Annotated in this window: 21 protein-coding genes; 10 read left to right on the forward strand and 11 right to left on the reverse strand. The window is 46.4% G+C overall.

Translation table 11 applies throughout. The features are described from left to right. Positions 1-8: 8 nt before the first annotated feature. The 3 genes from QXJ75_00425 to QXJ75_00435 all read right to left on the reverse strand — a co-directional run bounded on the left by QXJ75_00425 (position 9) and on the right by QXJ75_00435 (position 3,616). Positions 9-2,060, reverse strand: a complete 2,052-nt coding sequence (locus tag QXJ75_00425; GenBank protein ID MEM3736546.1) for a minichromosome maintenance protein MCM — start codon at positions 2,058-2,060, stop codon at positions 9-11. Position 2,061: 1 nt separating this feature from the next. Next, a complete protein-coding gene (locus tag QXJ75_00430) occupies positions 2,062-2,622 on the reverse strand; it encodes a hypothetical protein (GenBank protein MEM3736547.1) in 561 nt (186 codons plus the stop codon). Positions 2,623-3,115: 493 nt separating this feature from the next. After that, a complete protein-coding gene (locus QXJ75_00435) occupies positions 3,116-3,616 on the reverse strand; it encodes a hypothetical protein (protein ID MEM3736548.1) in 501 nt (166 codons plus the stop codon). Positions 3,617-3,826: 210 nt separating this feature from the next. Here QXJ75_00435 and QXJ75_00440 point away from each other — a divergent pair, with 210 nt between their 5' ends. Beyond that, positions 3,827-4,216 carry a double-stranded DNA-binding protein gene (locus QXJ75_00440; GenBank protein MEM3736549.1) on the forward strand — a complete coding sequence of 130 codons (390 nt, stop codon included), beginning with the start codon at positions 3,827-3,829 and terminating at the stop codon, positions 4,214-4,216. A gap of 4 nt (positions 4,217-4,220) precedes the next feature. Here the strand turns inward: QXJ75_00440 and QXJ75_00445 are convergent, their stop codons facing one another. The 4 genes from QXJ75_00445 to QXJ75_00460 are packed head-to-tail and all read right to left on the reverse strand — an operon-like array spanning position 4,221 to position 6,420. Further along, positions 4,221-4,577, reverse strand: coding sequence for a PadR family transcriptional regulator (locus tag QXJ75_00445; protein MEM3736550.1), 357 nt, complete (start codon positions 4,575-4,577; stop codon positions 4,221-4,223). A 9-nt stretch (positions 4,578-4,586) separates the two neighbouring features. Then, positions 4,587-5,273: an Lrp/AsnC family transcriptional regulator gene (locus tag QXJ75_00450; protein ID MEM3736551.1), complete on the reverse strand. Its 687-nt coding sequence runs from the start codon at positions 5,271-5,273 to the stop codon at positions 4,587-4,589. Positions 5,274-5,287: 14 nt separating this feature from the next. After that, positions 5,288-6,067, reverse strand: a complete 780-nt coding sequence (locus QXJ75_00455; protein ID MEM3736552.1) for a hypothetical protein — start codon at positions 6,065-6,067, stop codon at positions 5,288-5,290. A gap of 50 nt (positions 6,068-6,117) precedes the next feature. After that, positions 6,118-6,420, reverse strand: a complete 303-nt coding sequence (locus QXJ75_00460) for a hypothetical protein (protein MEM3736553.1) — start codon at positions 6,418-6,420, stop codon at positions 6,118-6,120. A 228-nt stretch (positions 6,421-6,648) separates the two neighbouring features. On the opposite strand from QXJ75_00460, the gene QXJ75_00465 reads away from it, so the two are divergent. Continuing rightward, on the forward strand, positions 6,649-6,954 hold the full coding sequence (locus QXJ75_00465; protein ID MEM3736554.1) for a helix-turn-helix domain-containing protein: 306 nt from the start codon (positions 6,649-6,651) through the stop codon (positions 6,952-6,954). Then, on the forward strand, positions 6,915-7,619 hold the full coding sequence (locus QXJ75_00470; protein ID MEM3736555.1) for a thymidylate synthase: 705 nt from the start codon (positions 6,915-6,917) through the stop codon (positions 7,617-7,619). Before QXJ75_00465 ends, QXJ75_00470 begins: the two co-directional genes overlap by 40 nt. A 284-nt stretch (positions 7,620-7,903) precedes the next feature. Here QXJ75_00470 and QXJ75_00475 read toward each other — a convergent pair whose 3' ends face one another. Beyond that, a complete protein-coding gene (locus QXJ75_00475; protein ID MEM3736556.1) occupies positions 7,904-8,560 on the reverse strand; it encodes a hypothetical protein in 657 nt (218 codons plus the stop codon). A 132-nt stretch (positions 8,561-8,692) separates the two neighbouring features. Between QXJ75_00475 and QXJ75_00480 the strand changes: the two genes are divergently transcribed. The 5 genes from QXJ75_00480 to QXJ75_00500 are packed head-to-tail and all read left to right on the forward strand — an operon-like array spanning position 8,693 to position 12,768. Next, positions 8,693-8,896: a hypothetical protein gene (locus tag QXJ75_00480; protein ID MEM3736557.1), complete on the forward strand. Its 204-nt coding sequence runs from the start codon at positions 8,693-8,695 to the stop codon at positions 8,894-8,896. Positions 8,897-8,926: 30 nt separating this feature from the next. Beyond that, the gene (locus QXJ75_00485; protein MEM3736558.1) at positions 8,927-9,214 is read left to right on the forward strand and encodes a hypothetical protein; all 288 of its coding nucleotides are present in this window, start codon (positions 8,927-8,929) and stop codon (positions 9,212-9,214) included. After that, a complete protein-coding gene (locus tag QXJ75_00490; protein MEM3736559.1) occupies positions 9,211-11,505 on the forward strand; it encodes a hypothetical protein in 2,295 nt (764 codons plus the stop codon). The genes QXJ75_00485 and QXJ75_00490 overlap by 4 nt, the downstream gene beginning before the upstream one ends. Continuing rightward, on the forward strand, positions 11,506-12,453 hold the full coding sequence (locus QXJ75_00495) for a hypothetical protein (protein ID MEM3736560.1): 948 nt from the start codon (positions 11,506-11,508) through the stop codon (positions 12,451-12,453). A 12-nt stretch (positions 12,454-12,465) separates the two neighbouring features. Next, the gene (locus QXJ75_00500; GenBank protein ID MEM3736561.1) at positions 12,466-12,768 is read left to right on the forward strand and encodes a hypothetical protein; all 303 of its coding nucleotides are present in this window, start codon (positions 12,466-12,468) and stop codon (positions 12,766-12,768) included. 413 nt (positions 12,769-13,181) lie between these two features. Here QXJ75_00500 and QXJ75_00505 read toward each other — a convergent pair whose 3' ends face one another. After that, on the reverse strand, positions 13,182-14,429 hold the full coding sequence (locus QXJ75_00505; protein ID MEM3736562.1) for a tyrosine-type recombinase/integrase: 1,248 nt from the start codon (positions 14,427-14,429) through the stop codon (positions 13,182-13,184). A gap of 220 nt (positions 14,430-14,649) precedes the next feature. Between QXJ75_00505 and QXJ75_00510 the strand changes: the two genes are divergently transcribed. Next, complete coding sequence (locus QXJ75_00510; GenBank protein ID MEM3736563.1) at positions 14,650-14,886, forward strand: Lrp/AsnC ligand binding domain-containing protein; 237 nt, start codon at positions 14,650-14,652, stop codon at positions 14,884-14,886. Positions 14,887-14,918: 32 nt separating this feature from the next. On the opposite strand, the gene QXJ75_00515 is transcribed toward QXJ75_00510, so the two are convergent. Both QXJ75_00515 and QXJ75_00520 read right to left on the reverse strand, forming a co-directional pair. Next, positions 14,919-15,158: an Lrp/AsnC ligand binding domain-containing protein gene (locus QXJ75_00515; GenBank protein ID MEM3736564.1), complete on the reverse strand. Its 240-nt coding sequence runs from the start codon at positions 15,156-15,158 to the stop codon at positions 14,919-14,921. Positions 15,159-15,242: 84 nt separating this feature from the next. Then, positions 15,243-15,623 (reverse strand): Mov34/MPN/PAD-1 family protein, encoded by a 381-nt coding sequence (locus tag QXJ75_00520; protein MEM3736565.1) that lies wholly within the window; start codon positions 15,621-15,623, stop codon positions 15,243-15,245. 396 nt (positions 15,624-16,019) lie between these two features. Here QXJ75_00520 and QXJ75_00525 point away from each other — a divergent pair, with 396 nt between their 5' ends. Next, on the forward strand, positions 16,020-17,396 hold the full coding sequence (locus tag QXJ75_00525; protein MEM3736566.1) for a DUF1297 domain-containing protein: 1,377 nt from the start codon (positions 16,020-16,022) through the stop codon (positions 17,394-17,396). The last annotated feature ends 177 nt before the right edge of the window (positions 17,397-17,573 follow it).

Below are 17,573 nucleotides of genomic sequence, written 5' to 3' on the forward strand. Positions count from 1 at the left end.
AGAGAGGGTTAAGCCCGAGCCCTTTTCACATAGCCATCCCGAGGGGTATATATGGTGCCATCACTCTTCAGCCGCCGCACATAGCCCTCAGCGTTACTCCTACTTATCTTGTATTCGGCTTCGAGACGTTGATAGAGCACTTCAAGGTCAACCTCACCTGCCTCTTTCTCTATTTCTCCTATCAACTTTAACGTGGTGGTCAAACCTTCTTTCACAGTCTTAGGAACCCCAGTCATCACAACATCAATGTCCACCAACCCTGCCTCCCTAACCGCGCCAACATCTCTGAGGGACTTCTCCATTATCTTGATTGCCGCCTCAGCATCCATAGCAGTCACAGTGTCCCTCAGAGCAGCTCTCGCTCTGGCCTCAGCCAACCTGACTAAAGCCTCCAGCTGCCGCGCAGTTATAGCGATGGGGGACTCTTCCAGATCGCTACCAGATGACTCCCTCATCTTCAAATAGAAGCTTCTAAGCCGCTTAGCCGCCTCCTCACTTAGCTTGGGGTGTACCCTTGTTTTAGCGTAGCTTATGTATTTTCTTAGGAGATCAGCAGGTATCGGTGGCGCGGCAGCTGAGCCGGCTGACCTGTGAACTTTTAGGATGTGCTCCGAGAGAGCCTCGTCGAAATCCCTAGCTGGTTTGTCTTTCTGTATGAATATAAGGTCGAATCTTGAAAGTATGACTATGGGGATGTTAATATTCTCGGATACTGTCAACCGGTCCTCATACCGCCCGAACTTTGGGTTTGCCGCAGCCAGTATCGACGCCCGCGCATTCAAGGTAGCCACGATACCAGCCTTAGCCACGCTGACAGTCTGCTGCTCCATCATCTCATGCATAGCTACACGATCCTCATCTCTCATCTTGTCGATCTCGTCCACTGAAGCTAAACCTTTATCGGCGAGTACAAGAGCGCCAGCCTCAAGTGCCATTCCCCCACTTTTCTCCCTCAGAACCGCTGCGGTGAGGCCGGCGGCGGTAGTTCCACGCCCAGTCGTGAAAAGCCCTCGAGGTGATAGGCGGGCTACATATCGCAGTAGCTGAGACTTCGCCGTTCCCGGATCTCCCACTAAAAGTACATGAATATCTCCACGTATCGAGACACCCTCTGGTGTTGTCTTGGGCACGCCTCCAAAGAGGAGGTATACGATAGCTTCTTTGATGTCCTCATACCCATAGATAGTCGGCGCAATTGAGTCTACAAGATCTTTGTAAAGAAATTCTCTCCTAGCAATCTCCTTTATTTTCCTCTCGTCTTCCGGAGATATCTCTACCTCACCAGTCTCGGTGCTGACCGTCTCGATGTGGTTTGCGTCGATTGAAACAGTGAAAGTCCTGAGGCGTCCTTTCCCTGGGATGAACTCTGGCTTAGCCCTGACGACGCCGGTCACTTTTACCCGATCCCCAGGTCTCGCTGTATCTACAAGGTCGTCTAGAGCTGTAACTTCGATGAAACGGGGAAGCTGCCCTGGAGGTAGATCTTCAGGTCTCTCCTGAACCCTGAATTCCTGGCAATCCATAAACATGGACTTCTCAACGATGAGTTCGAAGCCTCTCTCCCTCCGGCAGGAGGGGTTCTCGCATCGCGAGGGCGGTCTAACAAAGGGGCCCTCTTGGTGTTTGAAGATTGTCTCTCCACAGCGGCACTTGAAGGCTGCCTCTACGAGTAAAGGGCGCACTGGGGTGGCGCGTATTACAATCCCATCAAAGGAGACCAGTCGGTCAATCTGGTCGGAGCATATCTTTCTGAGGGATGTAGGCTCTAGAAGATTCTTGAATCTAACATAGATTCGCGTCTTCTTGACAGTCTCAGCATACTCAGGCGCCTCCACCCTCAATTGTGCTAGGAGGGCCTCTCTCGCTTCCTCTTGGTAGGTATCAAAGTTTTTTTGCAACTTCTGCGCAATGCTACTGTCGAAGATAGATAGATCTAGAAAATCAACTTCGAGAGAACGTCTACCCTCTACCGCCATTTGTTTGATCAGCGTCCTATATTTATTTCCTCTAAAGAACTCTTGGAGCTTTTCCTTAACGTCAAGCGAGGTCTCAACAGCCAACTCATTCATCCTCCTGCAAAGGCCAAACTGCTGACTGCCACTTCTCTACCTCTCCACGAAGTCTCTCATAGAGGGCTCTCTCTTCAGGGGTTAGATTCTGGAATATTGTATCAGATTTACTGTTTAGAGAGGTAAAGAGAAGGATCTTATTGAGGCGACAGGTGAGAATGTCAATGGACAGCTGGACTGCTTTCTGTAACTCAGCCGCTTTTGCAGGGTTCGCGTAACTTTCTTCCCTGAGAACTTTAATGAACCTCTTTAAACGTGGGTAGAAATTTTCTGGGAGACCGGAGAGGCGTCGACTGGTTTGCATTGTCTCTTTTAAGTGAATCTTGTGGAGCTCTGCTAGGTTTATGGGTTCTCTTTCGGGCTGCAACCGTGCCAGACCTAACTTTATGAGCGCCTCAGCTACCCACATCCTAACCTTGAACTGTGTGTTCTCCACATAAGGGCCGATCTCCTCTCCGGCTACAGTAAGTTTTGGGATTTTCTTCGAAGCTATTAACGCTGCAGGACTGTGTTCATACCGTATATTATACACGGTGAAGGGATGCGAAGACATAGTTTAAACCGATTTGAGAGAGAAGCTTCTATATAATAGTCTTTTCTGGACAGACATTTTTACTGAATGCTACTGGTTCTTCTATCTTGGACTTTAAGCCGCTCAAAACATCTGACTTAAATAAACTGAGCCCTTTTCGTCGACGTGTTCCAAACTATTTTGAGGTTTACTCTTCTCCAAGAGGTCAGCGGAGGTACTTCTCCTCATCGGCCCTCTGTAGAGGGTCTAGGAGCAGGTCAGTCCACATCATCTAGAATGGTAAGATCTGGGTTAATATTTAAACTTTTGACACATACAACCGCGGTAACTTGCACAGTGAACCGCCGGTAAAGCTTTCAAGGAAAGCTATTTTTACAGGTTTAACCGGCTGATAGCTAGCTCAATTGCCTCAAAAAGGGCACAAGAATGGAGGCTTCTACATGTCCTTTACTGGTTATGGAGCACCACTGAGATGTTGTTAATTCAAACCAGTAGTGCCATGTTAGCGGAGCGGTTATAGCTCGCCTCTTAGTAGGCGACTAAACCATAGCCTACAGTAACGGCGGAACTTGGAGAGGGTGGGGAAGACTTTTCTGGAGAAAAACTTCCAGCGCCATTCAATTAGAGCGCACGTGGTAGATGTTATCTCGAGTGCGAAGTATTGAAGCGTTGATAGGATGGATATTACACGTTCGACGCCAGCGATATAACATGACGCCCCCACTAAGACAAGTAAAGCTAAAAAGAGGTCAAACGGAGCAATAGGTAGTCTTCTGTGTTGTTTAGCACTCGTTTCAGGCCGAACTGGGCTTGTATCCAAACGTTCTAGGCGATCTAAATCCTCCAAATACTTTATCCAGGCGGTGTAGCGGATGTTGTGACCTGGGCGAATCATTATCCACTGCCTATTGTAGTCGCCTATAGCTGGATCGTAACCTTCAGGCGGCTTTCCGTATTTTTTAGCCAGCATCCTGAGTTTGTATTTTCTAATCTCTTCGGGGGAGAAATCGGACAAATTTTTTCTCAACTGAAATTTCAACAGCCACTCGTATAAGTATTTCTAACCGTCTACATGGAAGTGTTAGAATGCTTTGGCAAGCTGCAGAGGGTATATTAATTCGCTTAGGAGGGACAATCTATCCGGGGCTTGGTTAAGTAACTCTTTTAAGAAGGGGTAAAGAGCTTCATATCTTGCGAGTTAAGGGGTAAGTTTGGGTGATTGGTGATGGGTTCCGAGGCTGATGCTGACCTGGAAATGTTGAAGATGAGGAAGCTTTTAGAGATAAGGCGGAAGCTTAAGGAGGCAACAGCCGCGCCTAAGCCCCCTCACATCGTAGATAACTGGGCAATCGTAGGTGCCAAACTTGTCGGCAGAGGGAGAGAAGTGTTAGAGGCGGCGAAGGCTCAGTACCCTACGGAGACAGAGTTCATCGTGAAACAGCTTGCAGACCTTATAGTTACTAAGAAACTCGATGAGCCTCTTACAGGAGATGTTTTATTTGCACTATTTCGCCGTTTGGGGTTGAATTTGAGACTGGAAACTAAGATAGTATTCAGCGAACATGGCAAAGTTAAAAGTCTGGCTGAGAAACTAATGGACACAAAGCTTACTTGAATCTTCACCGTACGAGCCATGTTTCCTCTTCTTTCAAGCTAGCCGAGTCTGAAAATAGACGACGGAAGACGGCTACGTATCCACGAAACTCAAGTTTGATCATCTCCTTTCCTCTCTGAGTTAGTCCATAGAGCTTTTTCTCAGCATTAGGAAGACTTTCGATTAGTCCATCTCTCCTCAACGCTTCAATCGACGGGTAGACTGTGCCTGGGCTTAGTAGAACCATGAAGTGATTATGAATATAGCTGAGCACATCGTAACCGCACTTCGGGGAATCCTCTAGGGCTATAAGTATCAATAGATCTTTGAGGTTTTTCACACACCGTGTATAAACGTCCCTTGGAACTGGAATAACGGCCACCCACCCCCATCAAGGAGTTGTATTTGAATTTATCCGTGGAGATAACTCCTCACGCTTGAAAGCAATGGTTGGATCTGGGGAAGATGCTGTAGAGTTTTTGAGGTTAGAGTTGCGTCCTTCAGAGTTTATGTGTGGGAAAGGTTGCTGGCAATATTTTGTCACGGGGCAGCCTTGGCATCGATTTTTCTGGTAGAAGAAGCACTCGAGGCAGCTATTCCCACATGGGGTTCTTTCCAGCATTTCGGAGATTTTGAGTAGCGGCAGATGCGTTGGTTTCTCAAAGTTTCCAAAACTGACCTCTATATTCTTGAAAAGTGGATTTAGGCGGAAATTCCTTTCAATCACCGCGCACAATGTATTGTAATCTTCAGCGGCTACCGTGGCTACTAAATTGTGAGCCCCAGTGCACGTGACTAAGCTCAGAACTCGTGGGCAGGCTTCTAGTACTTCGATGTATTGAGTGAGCCCATTTAAGTCGCTGCATGAGCAACTTACAACAGCTATTGATAGTGCAAGCCTCTCAATGTGAACTAGAGGGGTGAATTTTATAATGTTCGACGAGACCAAATATGTGAGACGTCTCTTAACCTCTGTATCTGAGACTCCAACTAGGTAAGCTATCGCCTTGAGTTTAAGTCTCCCGTTATCCGATAGTGCTCTAATGATCTTTGTGTCCGTTTCAGTCAATACCCTCATCTTCTCAACCCTTTTTAGACTATAACCTCAATCGGCTGTTGACTCACCACACCACACCCACCAGTGTAATCTACTGCAGTTTCCATTACAGGCTTGTGAGGCTGGGATAAATTCATAGCTATACAGTCTGTCTTCTCCACTATCAACTCAATAGCCCTTCTCCAAAGTGGAGATTCAGCCAAGCATGGGAGGTAAACCTCCAGAGTATACTTGGCTCCCTTCGCGGTCAGCTTGAAATACCTAGAACTTGACCTCTCCTCTACTATAAAGCTCTCAAAGACTAGATCGGAGATAATCTCACACAACCTATCATAATTAAGCCAAGTTCCTGGATGAGAACTAGCAACCAAACCTTCTGGAGACCGAATGGCCCTTTCAGCCTCCAAATATTTGAGACAGTTATAGATCCAAGCTGCGGATGGCTTCGACAAACATGTTGGAATTTTAGACGCTCTCTCCCGTCTTAGTATCAGGTAAAGAATGAGCCCCCTTAAGGCCTCTTGTATACCTGCAGGCTGGTTCACTAAAGATTTTAAGCGCTGAACTTCTTCGCTGAGAGAATAATGACTCCCCCAGGTTCCGAAGGCCTTATCCCCATAATCCTTGATCCTAGATAGCCCTAAACCCGGCTCACTAACTGATCCGTCATCACACAGCTCAGCCACTTGCACATAATCAAGCGACGGTCTGCCGTCAAGGCGGCTCTGTGCCATCGTTAAGGACGCTCTCTCTGCAAGGAAGTGGAGCCCTACAAGATAGCTTGAGTAATTTAATGAGTAATTTATCATACGCAACAGACTTGACTGTCTACTTACGACTGGTTCAACGATGAACCACACATCGGTCAGTCTGTCTCTGTGAGTGGGGTTTTTTCACCTTGGAAGTGGGCTTCTCTAGAGTTTAAGTATATAAGCTTCAGCCTTGGGAAGACTTGTTTTAGACCAGCTGTCTCAAAATAACTGTCTCTGGATCCTAAGAGGGCGGTGTACTCTTTTTTAGGATCCAACCCAAGGTTATCAATTATATCGTATCCTAATTCTTTCCCAAGTTCCATGGAGGCGAAAGCAACTTTCGTCGGGGATATACTTCGCCTTATGATTGTTATACATTTCCTAGCTACAGGCGACTTCGAGATGTAAATTTTCATTCAACATTCCTCTACGCAGCATTTTCTTTCCATTATTTTACGAGTATAGATCTATTATGAGGTTATTTATAAATTTTGTGCACGTATAACTAAAATAATTGAAAAATAATCTATTAAAATCAATATTTTTTTAAAATAGATGTTTTTTGAGGTTATTTTTTATGTTTTTAACTCTCGGGCTTCAGAAAATATAAATTCTGAATTCCTGAATATTATTATGTGGCAAGGTTGTCCGAAGAGAACCTTTGGAGTCAACTTAGACTCCTATCTCAAAAGGATGTAAGAAGAGTTTTATGCGAACTTTGCTTAGCCCCTGGTAGGAAAATGTCGCTTAAAGACCTAGCCTCTAGAACAGGGATCCCTTACACAACCGTATACCAGAAGATACAAGCAATGAGATCCGCAAGCCTGATTGATATGAAAGGAACGAAAAGAGAAGGCTTCACTGTCTATTTGAGAGACTTCGAACTACCGCCACTTACCCCTGAAAGAATATGCGAGTTGGAGGGACGACCACTACCCAACATATTATGAGAGGGCAGATCTTGAAAGGAAACTATGTGGTCGTAGGGCTCACCAATGAAAATGTTTGGAAAGAAGCTTTAAGATGCATTCGTAGAAATGGAGAATATATTACGGACCCTCAAAATCTAGAGAAAACCCAGGAGGTTCTAAATCTAATCACCAGCATATTGAAGCCCTCTAACACGCTGCCTAGAGCATTCTCTAGAGACACGAAGATCAACGATCACCCCCACCTATTAGAAGGTCTAGTCAGACCTATCCCCGGCTTTAGCCCAGGAACACATCTCTGGGAATGGGCACTCCCTAGAGGACGACTGAATCAGATCGAAGATAACGTGACGAAAGTTCTCAGAAACAATCTACTCAGCCGCCGTGCAGTGGCATTAACTTTCCATCCAGGGATGGACTCTGAGCACATCCTCAACCCCCGCTATAGCTTCCCAGCTATACAGATTGTTGACTTCAAGTATAGGGAAGGGAGTCTACATCTGACCGCCTACCTGAGGTCTTGTGACATATATTCTTGGTGGCCGATAAACGTCGTCCAAGCCTACAGACTCCTCAAGAAAGTAGGAGAGAAACTTGACTTAAGTATAGGAACGCTCACATTGATGATCAGTAGCGCCCATGTCAAAGCAAGAAACCTAAAAAGGATTGAAACAATACTAGTTTAACTTAGAAGTTTCAAACTGATGGAAAATTCTACTAAAAAAATAGGGGTATACATTCACCTTTTCCAATTTTTCTATTAGGAGTGGGGGGTTCTGGGGGAAATAAATAAAGTTGACAATTACCCAACAGTTTATCAACCTCATTTTAAATAATTAAAGAAATGGTGAGAAAGCTTGGCTAAGTCGAGGTCGACATATTGGGTTTTCCCCTACGCTAATGTTGTGGTTAAAACCCAAGAGCGGCAAGAGCGGAAGTAACCCCGTTCCCCCTATCCTTCCACCAGCCTCTACTTCACTGGGTGATACCGAACCTCGAAACCTACCTCTTTTTTGGGTGGAAAGAAATAGTCACGCATTTTGATCAGGATGTTAACCATTTCTTTCGCCCAAGGCAACAGTTTAACCTCTTCACCAGTCTCTTCCAACCTTCGGAGACAGTTAACGAACCGCTCAGCCTCTTCTCTTCCTACATCAGAACTATGGGGGGAAGGAGACGTGGAAACCTTCCATTCGACCCAAAACAGTAGAGGCACATAGTCGGAAACTTCGAGCTCTTCAAAGTTCACCTTTAACAGGATGCCGTAGAAGACCTCGGGGAATGTTTTTCTCAAAAACTTGAACAGTGCGTCTACTGCAGTTTTTAACGGCTCATGGCTTACTGGGAAATTCTCCATCAGAGTATAGTTGACGTTATGTTTCTCTTCGACCTGTGCCACCTTGGAGATGGGTAGGAGCCCCCACCTTAGAAGGTTAACCACACCATGTTGAGTTAAACCGTAAAGTTCACGTCTACGACCCCAAGAGCCCTTCTCTCTCACTGGAAGAGCGAAGCCTTTTTTCTCTATGAACCGAGCCCATTTTGACATGAAAATGTGCATATAGCCCCTACCAACTATGTCTGCCAGCTCACTCCAACAGAGAGGACCTCTCTCAATAAGCCTCAAAAAGGCTTCTTTTGCTTTTTTATGTCTTAAAAGAGGAGATTGACCAACCAACATAATGGTTCACTAGATCCTAAGATTCACTATACCATTACTATTATATAAGGTTTTCGCTCATTTTTAATTTGACCAACTATGGATAAAGGAAAAGGGGTTAATCGACTCATCTATCTTCCAAACCAGATAGATGAAATCGTAGAAACCACTAGAAGAAGACTTGGCTATTCGAGAAGTAGCTTCTACCGTTACGCCGTAACGCTCCTTCTCCAAGACCTCAACATTCTAACGAAGACCGTGAACGCTTCAATCGAGAAGGAGGGGGAAACGAAAAATGTCTGAGACCAACCCACGCCTAGAACTGTGCCCAGAATGCGGAAGAAAGCTCAGGGAACTCCTTTTGCCGAAGCTCGAGCGGCTAGAAGCACTTCTCAAGTCGAGATAACAAAGAAAAAGAGGAGGAAAAACGTGGTAAATAAGTATAAACATAAAGAGGCTTTTAAACGTTTCTTTAAGGAATTATGCCCCTTCGCCATCGAAGCCAATGGATCCGTTAACTGCTTCGCCATCGAAGACGCCATCGGGTTCTGTTGTTGCCCACGTCTCCTCAACGCTCTGAGAGAAACCCCCCCATCAACCAAAAAGGTGAAACGGAGATGAGCGAAGCGGCTAACCAAACTTGTAAAACATGCGGAGCGATCATGGAGCGGGGGAAGTGCCCCAAATGCACACCTTTTGAAGAGTTTATTAACCTTCCACTGGCGTCATGTGTGAATTGCGGTCACTATTTAGGCTTAGAGTGCCCCAGAGCTTCAATACACCAAGAGAATAGGCGAACCCGCACCTTCACTGCAGACGACTATAAAATCTGTGAAAAGTGGACGTTAGCCATCAGAACTGCGGATGGCACAGTTTATAGACCTCTGGTGAACAAGGGAATCTCCGCTCATCCAGCCTCTCTCTTCCATAGCGGAGAAAACGGCATCATAGTTGGTGAGCTGACCTTCGCCCGTTCAGAAGTGGAAAAAACAAAGAAGGAAGACCCAATAAAGACTAGAGAGATAACCGTTTATCTTTTTTGGTGCCACCACCACAACCACGAGCTCCAACTTTACTTTAAATCGCTCAGTGCAGTGGACGCCATTCCCTATGGTGATAAAGAGATCTACCTCGAGAAGGATAACCTTGTGAAAGACCCAATTCAGACGTTGATACCGTTAGAGACTGTGGAGCGGGTTGCGGCTAGCCCTGAAGAGGCAAACAAAGAAGCGGAGTTCCCCGCAATTTTCAGACAGGTAAAGACAGAGCTCAGACGTTTTCTCAACCTAGAGTGGGATCCACGGCTTTACGATTTATTGGCATGTTACATTATCGCAACATACTTCTTCGACGCATTCCAAACGTTCCCATGGCTTTATTTCTATGGCTTTCAGGGATGCGGAAAAACAAGAGGAGCCCTAACGGTCACATATATGGCTAGACACGGTCACATGGTCACAAAACCGAGTGACGCTTCCATCTTCCGACTATGCCACGCCATCAAGCCCACCTTATGTGTGGACGAGGGACTGTTAGGACGGTCAGCTTGGAGTTTCGCCCGATCCACATTCAAGAAAGGCGTCAAGGTTCCACGAGTCGAGAAGACCCCACGAGAAGAGTTCGTTATTTCGCTCTTCGACTTGTACATGCCACTAGTCTTCGCTTCAACTAAGAAGCCCACTGAAGCGGGGGGGTTGAATGCGGATGAGGCACGTGCAATATTCATCCACATGGAACGAGCTCGAGACCCTATAGGTCGGGATCCCACGCCAGAAGACTTTGCCGCTCTAAGAGATCGGCTCTACATGTTGCGGCTCTTCAAGGCTAAATGTGTCGTCGAGACGTCTAAGAACATTAATGTTCCGTTTCTGGGACATGAACGAGAAATATGGACGCCCATCTTCACGATTGCCAACTTAGTTGGGAAGGACGTTCTCTCTTCTCTCTATAAACTAGCAAACGACCTGTACGCTTCAAAGTTTGTAGAGTTAAATGTGAAAGAGAAGACAATACTTGACGCCATAGCCCTCCTATTCAAAGAAACGAACGAAAAAATTGTGTGTTTCACACCTTCTTCTCTTCAAGCGTACATCAAAACTGTGCTTATAGAAAGCGGAGAGTACGACGAACTCCACTTTCCAAAGATATGGAACGTGTATCTCATAGGCAGGCTCCTTTCAAGGATGAAACTCACACCCAAACGGGACACGGCTCGAAAATACTATATCACCCAGCCTCAGTTCGCCAAGCTTGAAAAACAATTTGGTATAGAGCTCGACGTTTTCGACGTTTTCGACGTTAATGTGGAAGAACCATCTACCCCCACTTCAGACCCCAATACCCTATCCCTAAAATTAACGTCGAATTCGTCGAATTCGTCGAACGATAAAAAAGAAAGCTTAGACAACGCCTCTTTAAACGAAAAAACCTTAGAAAAAGGCGAATTTAGAGATAGTGTTAAAAATAAAGCTTCTCAACCTGAAATAGAAGCTAAAAAAGACGAACAGACCGCTCTAGAGAGTGAAAGTTTCGACGTTTTCGACGTTTTCGACGTTAATGTGGAAGAACCCCCTACCCCCACTTCAGACCCCAATACCCTATCCCTAAAATTAACGTCGAATTCGTCGAATTCGTCGAACGACGAGAGGGGGAACGGCTCTCATGGTGGCTTTAATGATGTTTCTTGCGGCACTTCTAACAGTGGTTCTGTTGGCGTTTCTAGTGAGGTTTCTAGTTGCACTGTAGAGAAGCACCACTGTCTCACAACGGAGGGTAGTGAACCTCAACCGATGGTCAGTGGAGTACCAGGTCTCCCACCAAGGTTCAAATGTGAGATCTGTGGACGGAAGTTCCGTTTCCCCTACGATGTGCTCTCACATAAGCAAACCGACCACGGTTTAAAGGTGGTCTAAATGCGGAGAGAAGACTTCTGGTTTGAGTGGTTCGGCTTGTTCGGCAGAGAGGTTGGTAACCCGTTTCGGTTCTTCGTAGACAACCCTATAGATTTCGTCAAGTTTGTTGAGAAATGTGAAGCGGCGAAGTCTCCAGTCTTCATGTCAGTGAACCATTATCGGGATCGAGACACGGTTTACGCTCTCGACAAGCTTTTCTTCGATTTTGACAACGCAACAGAGCCTGAGAAAGCCATCTATGAGGCTCTCCAGTTCGCAGAGATTTTAAAACGGTTCTACCATGCGGAGCCCTTAATCGTTCGCTCAGGTCTCAAAGGTGCGGGTGTCTACGTTTTCTTTCCACAAGCCATAACTGGAGCCCCCGAAGACTTAGCAGAGGTCTATCGCAAAGTCGCCAGCCTCATCTTGAAGGGTCTCCAGTTCTCCACGTTAGACCATCAGGTTCTGGGGGACGTTAAACGGCTAAGTCGGGTTCCTTATACACGCCACGAGAAGAGCGGTCAAATGTGCATCCCCATAAACGAGAAAGGAGTGGAAGTCAACCTGAGCGGGGAAGACTTGGCGAAAATCAGAGAGAGAAGCCCCCTACCCGCTCACATGCTCAAACTTGCATGGCACCACATCTTCTTGGAGCGGAAGGTGAGAGCGGGGGAAGGAAACCGCAACCAAGCCCCCCCTTTCAATAAGATTAGAACACCAGTTCAAGACCTCATATTGTTAGCTAAGGCTGGAGCCCACCTTTCCCACCACGGATACCTAGCCATACTCTTCGAACTCATCAACAACGGTTACACAGACGACCAGATCCTTTCCCTCTTTAGAACGCTCTTCAAATCCAAGTTTAACGAGAAAGAGACCCGCTACTTCATCACGCATGCCCGAAAGAAACGCTACCTACCCTTCAGCATCTCACGGGTAAAACATGAACTAAATCTACTCTCACCTTAGGGGGACAGGCATATGAAGAAACATGTTCAACCATGCGGAAGAGGCAAAACTAAGCCTCAGACCCCTACCCTCCAAACGAAAAAACCCCCCGAAAAAACCGTGAAACCCGAACCGAACAAGAAGCGGAGAAGAGAAAAGAGAGCCCGCACACCAGTAGAATACCTCGTAGCATTCGAGAACGCCAACCTCATAGTGGAAGCCTCTTTCGCTACACCACCAAATAGAGCCGCACATAAAATTTTCCAGATTCAACAAGGTCTCCGCAAGTTCAACAGAAGCACCCGCACAGTGAAGAGAAAACTTGGCATAGTATAACCCCCCGCTTCACGCTTGCGAGGTGAAAAAGATGGGTAAGAAACTCAAGAAGAAAGATTAAACCGTGAAGGTTAGAGGCACCCCCTCATCCCCCAACCTTTTTTCTCTCTTCAACCATATGCCTTAAGGAGAGGTCTCATCCAGTATGGTTGGGGAACCCATACAACCAGTTCATCCACGTCTCACTCAACTCACTCTGTCATATTATAATATGACAAAGTGTCTTAAACTTGAAAAGTATGGATATTGAACAAAAGAATGATTTTGTTCAATGGGTCTCAGTCTTCCCATACAGAGTCGGCTTTTTAGTGTAGATTGAGAACCAATGTTCCCCTTCTACACATGTGATCCTGTTATTGTTAGTTAAGGTAAACTGGTTATTTTAGAGGCTTCTATTAGTTAAAATAAACTGGTTAAGTTAGAAGCTTCCTTATCTCCGCAACCTCTTCCAACGCCCTGTTAATCCTTCCAGTGAGCTCCGTGTTCTCCAACTCCAACCTTGCCATCCTGCTCTTAAGCTCCAAGTTTTCTGCAGAGAGGTTCTCTATCACCTTCTGGAGGCTTTGGATGCGTTCATCCACCTTGGCGTCAACCTTCCTCTCAATCTCCGACGGGTCGACTGGAGGGGGGGTTATGCTCAGTAAGCGTTCCCGTTCGAGATACATCTTCCTGAGGCTCTCAAACTGGAGCCCTTTATACGCTTCCGCCATCTCTCCGATTGCATGCCCTAACCAGAAGTCAACTATGGTGTCTGGTACGCCTGAGTTAATCATTATGCTACCGAAGCTTTCACGCAAGGCATGGGGACTTAACGGGTTGATGTCTCTACCGTTATTATAGGGGTCTATGAAGCCCGCCTTTAATGCCACCTCTCTCAACATGTTCTGGACTAGGTGTGGTTGAAGTGGAGCCCCATGTGGTCGTTCCCTTTGGAATAGTGGCGAACCGTCTTGAAGCTTCACACCTCTGGCTTCAAGGTCTCGGAGGTAGACTTTGACTGCTTCTATTGCGTCACGCCCAAGGAATGTGAAATATTCCACTCCAGTTTTCGGTCGGTAGAGGTCTAGCTTGAGGGGGATCTCTCCAGACTCGAGACCTCTCCGTATGTCTCCATATTTGAGACTGCACAGTGTCGAGACATCCATCCCGCTTTGAAACATGGTGAGAATGACGGCTTTGTCACGGGGGTTCCTTGCATGATCCACCAACAACTTGACCTGACTAGAGCTCAACCTCATCCTTCGGTTGGTTACCTTCGGTTTGGGAAGCCTGTAGCGGCCCTTAAGGCGCACTTCAACGTCGAAAGTCGAGTAGAAGCTTCTTATGGCGGTTATGTAGAGGTTTGCGGCTTTATCGCTCAAACCCTTCTTGACTTCTGTATGTTCGCATCTTCCACGCCTTTTTATGGGGTAATCCTTTTTCAAATATTGGTAGAACCCGACTATCCTGTTGAGGACTATGCCACGCCTTTGGCGTATGTCTCTGGTTTGGTCTTCTACGGCTTCGTCGATGAGTTGGCTTGCGGTTAGACCTGTGAAGGCTAGGTATGCTCTGATGGCGGTTTTGTAGCTTGCTTTGGTAGACGGTTTAGTTACGGGGTCAAGCCACCTTGATATGGCGGGGTCTTCTAAGTTTATCAGCTCAATTTGTGGAGACGACATTTACTCCTCCTCATATCCTTTCTGGAAAATAAATAACTTCATTGAATTTAAAGGTTATGTTACAGGTTAAACTAGACAATACTCAAATAAATCAGGTCGGATGTTCGATGAATACCTATGTAATCCTATACTGAATGATTAAGTTTAAGCCTTTTTGATTATTCCCTCGGTGGGGAAAATGTAATATGCTAATACGTCGTTAATTCGTATTTGAGTCGAAATGAGAGCCTACGTGTTAATCACCACCAAACCAGGGACCTCCGAAGAAGTCCTCAGACAGATCAAGACTACACGGGAGATCAAAGGTGTTATTCTGGCCGACTCGGTCTACGGTCGGTTTGATGCAGTAGTCGTGATCGAGGCGGAAAACCTAGAGACCATAACCGACATCATATACAAGGTGATAGAGAAATACCCGAACATAACTCACACCGAAACACTTTTGACCTTATTCTGAACCCTCAGTCTACGTTGGGAAGGTTTACCTTATCAAGGAGGATGGAAGAGCGCGACAAGGGTCTCGGTATGGATGATGTTAGGGGCTTTCTCAATCATCTCGTAGATTATCTTGGATAATTCTTCAAAGTCCGCCGCCTCGATCACAGCTACTGCATCAAACCGACCTAGGACTGAGTTAATCATCTTCACCCCCCTAATCCGTCTAGCCTTAACAAGCTCTTCCGAAGTTCCCGGCTTAGTTGTAACCAGCACGAAGGCACGAACCGGCAACTGTCACCCTCACCATGAACGTCGACAGGTCAAGTTTCAAAGTTCAACCTATTAAAGGCTGCGTCCACAGTTTTGAGAGCATACTTAGATGACATTAAACTTTAAAGTGTTACCGTCTCGATCAAATATGACTATATCCTCCTCGGTTTTGTAGGGGTAAGCTACAATCGCCATCAGGCTGCCGTAAAAATTGTTTAAATCCTCTATTGAGGGACGCTTAGCGCCAGATGGATGTGAATGCGCCACCCCCACAATGGATGGATCTATTGGCAACATGAAGAATGGAAAGCTGGAGAAATTGTAGCTATGAGTGGCCAAAGGTGGTATCACGGTGCCAGTTATGTTGACAGCACCTTTCCGAGTCGTACCTCGCAGAAGAAGGATTCCCTCCTTTGGGTGAAATATCTGGGCATAACTAAGTAGACTATCGATGACCTCACGTTTTATCGAGACAACCCTCCCCAAATCAACCGCCGTAGGAACAGTAAACGCCTCCGGGAAGAAGCGCCTACTCAGTCCCTATTATAAATTGTTATTTACACTTTTCCACCCTCTCTACCAAGTTGCAAGAGGACTGAATTGACGCAAGACATATTAGGCTTAATTTGAGATTCAAGTATGCCCCGGTCAAGCCTCGGTTCCCTCGGTGAAGGGTGAGAGAGCGCAGCATGGTTGGCGCGTGGCCTTGGTAAAATATTAAAGCAAATTGATTGCACCTACAAAAAGGCTAAGGTCGCGGGTTCAAATCCCGCCCGGGGCTCCATAAGACCTTCAACTGGAAAATGCCCCTAGATTGTCAATGGAGTATACCTAAAACTTTTATTATAACTCCTCACTATTTGGAGGAAAAATTGGAGCGCAGTGATTGAAGTGATCGCCCTGGAAGAGATGCGAGAGATTGCACGCAGATATAAAAATCCGATGGGGTTAGTTTTAGGTTCCCACTCAGCCTTGGACGCGATGGCTGGGCTGAGGGACTACGGAATAAGGGGGCTCATCTATACGACTAAGGGTAGGGCTGAGATATATTTAAGGGAGCCCAGAGTTGGAAGACCTGAGGAGGAGATTGAGAATCTACCACAAGTAGTCGAGCGTGACCTCTACGTATCAGAAGACATCCGAGACATTGCTAGAAAAAAAGAGCGCTGGTCCGTTGCGATCCTAATCTTAGACCGTTATGATGAAATATTGAAGCCGGAGAACATTGACACGTTGCTTGAATTGGAGGCTATCCAGATACCTAACCGAGCCTTCGCCGTGTATGTTGGCGGAGATAATTGTGAGAAGATTGAGGATGACTTCTCCGTCCCGATCCTTGGCTCGCGGGGGCTCCTCAAGATAGAAGACAGAGAGAAACTTGAGAAGAATTATTATTGGTACCTGGAGCAGGCGGGGATCCCCCACCCAACTCCATACAAATACGAAATTACTGGCGATGGGATAAAGTTTCCAAAGGAAATCGAGCAACCTCTAGTTCTAAAGATCCCCCACGCGGGAAGGAGACTTGAGAGAGGGTTCATATTTGCCGCTAATGGGGCTAGTTTGGAGGAGGAAGTGAGAAACGCCCTAGCATCAGGGGAGATTCTGTTCGAAGATCTGAAGGATGGGAGAGTCGAAGAATATATTCCAGGTGTAACCGCCAACCTAAACTTCTTCTATTCACCCCTATACGCAGAGGAGAACTGGGGAGTTGTAGAGAACTATGTAAGTAGAAGCAGGCTGGCGAACGAGTTTCTCTCAATAGATGAGAGGAGAGAAACAACTCACGACGGCATACTCCGCATGCTGGCAAGAGACCAGTTGAAAGCTGATTGGAGCAAGACCAACTACCCCATAAGCTTTGAGGTGACAGCTCACAGCTTAATCAGTCTGAGGGAGTCCCTTCTGAGAAAGATCTACCCGATAGCTGACGCTTTCGTCGAGTTTACCCAGAAGTCAGACCCGCCGGGAATGATTGGAGCCTATTGCATCCAGACATTGATAACCTTTGAAAAGCAACCATATGTCGAAGCAGTAACTCAAGGTGTCTACGACGCGGCTGGCAGCGCCTTCTACGATTTCGTCCCAAAAACGCAAGATGTGGCAGTTAGGCACGGTGGCGGAACCAACGTCCATCAAGGCATCGGCTCCCAGTATGCAAATGCAAAATATAAGCGAGTCATGAGTACAGGGGACAGAATCGCTTTGGAGATCGTCAGGGCGAAGAAGAAGGGCATGCTAGATAGGATAGTAACCTAAGCTTTAGAGTATTAAGAACATTTTATTAAGCCTTAGTAGCTTAGATTGGTGGCATGAGCAAGAAAGGGTCGAGCGGTAGGTTACTCAAATGTCCTAGATGTAGCTACACTTTTTCTATATCTTACGGTAGGACCTTCGCATGTGGCGGCTGCCCTTCAGCTTTTCAGTGTAGCTTAG

The sequence above is a fragment of the Candidatus Bathyarchaeia archaeon genome (assembly GCA_038883335.1).
In the GTDB taxonomy this organism is placed as follows: Archaea; Thermoproteota; Bathyarchaeia; order Hecatellales; family Hecatellaceae; genus JAVZMI01.

Coding starts and splice junctions, on each gene's coding strand:
- QXJ75_00430 (MEM3736547.1), bottom strand. CDS start 2,622: ATGTCTTCGCATCCCTTCACCGTGTATAATATACGGTATGAACACAGT.
- QXJ75_00440 (MEM3736549.1), top strand. CDS start 3,827: ATGGGTTCCGAGGCTGATGCTGACCTGGAAATGTTGAAGATGAGGAAG.
- QXJ75_00450 (MEM3736551.1), bottom strand. CDS start 5,273: ATGAGGGTATTGACTGAAACGGACACAAAGATCATTAGAGCACTATCG.
- QXJ75_00460 (MEM3736553.1), bottom strand. CDS start 6,420: ATGAAAATTTACATCTCGAAGTCGCCTGTAGCTAGGAAATGTATAACA.
- QXJ75_00470 (MEM3736555.1), top strand. CDS start 6,915: ATGCGAGTTGGAGGGACGACCACTACCCAACATATTATGAGAGGGCAG.
- QXJ75_00480 (MEM3736557.1), top strand. CDS start 8,693: ATGGATAAAGGAAAAGGGGTTAATCGACTCATCTATCTTCCAAACCAG.
- QXJ75_00485 (MEM3736558.1), top strand. CDS start 8,927: ATGCGGAAGAAAGCTCAGGGAACTCCTTTTGCCGAAGCTCGAGCGGCT.
- QXJ75_00490 (MEM3736559.1), top strand. CDS start 9,211: ATGAGCGAAGCGGCTAACCAAACTTGTAAAACATGCGGAGCGATCATG.
- QXJ75_00495 (MEM3736560.1), top strand. CDS start 11,506: ATGCGGAGAGAAGACTTCTGGTTTGAGTGGTTCGGCTTGTTCGGCAGA.
- QXJ75_00500 (MEM3736561.1), top strand. CDS start 12,466: ATGAAGAAACATGTTCAACCATGCGGAAGAGGCAAAACTAAGCCTCAG.
- QXJ75_00505 (MEM3736562.1), bottom strand. CDS start 14,429: ATGTCGTCTCCACAAATTGAGCTGATAAACTTAGAAGACCCCGCCATA.
- QXJ75_00510 (MEM3736563.1), top strand. CDS start 14,650: ATGAGAGCCTACGTGTTAATCACCACCAAACCAGGGACCTCCGAAGAA.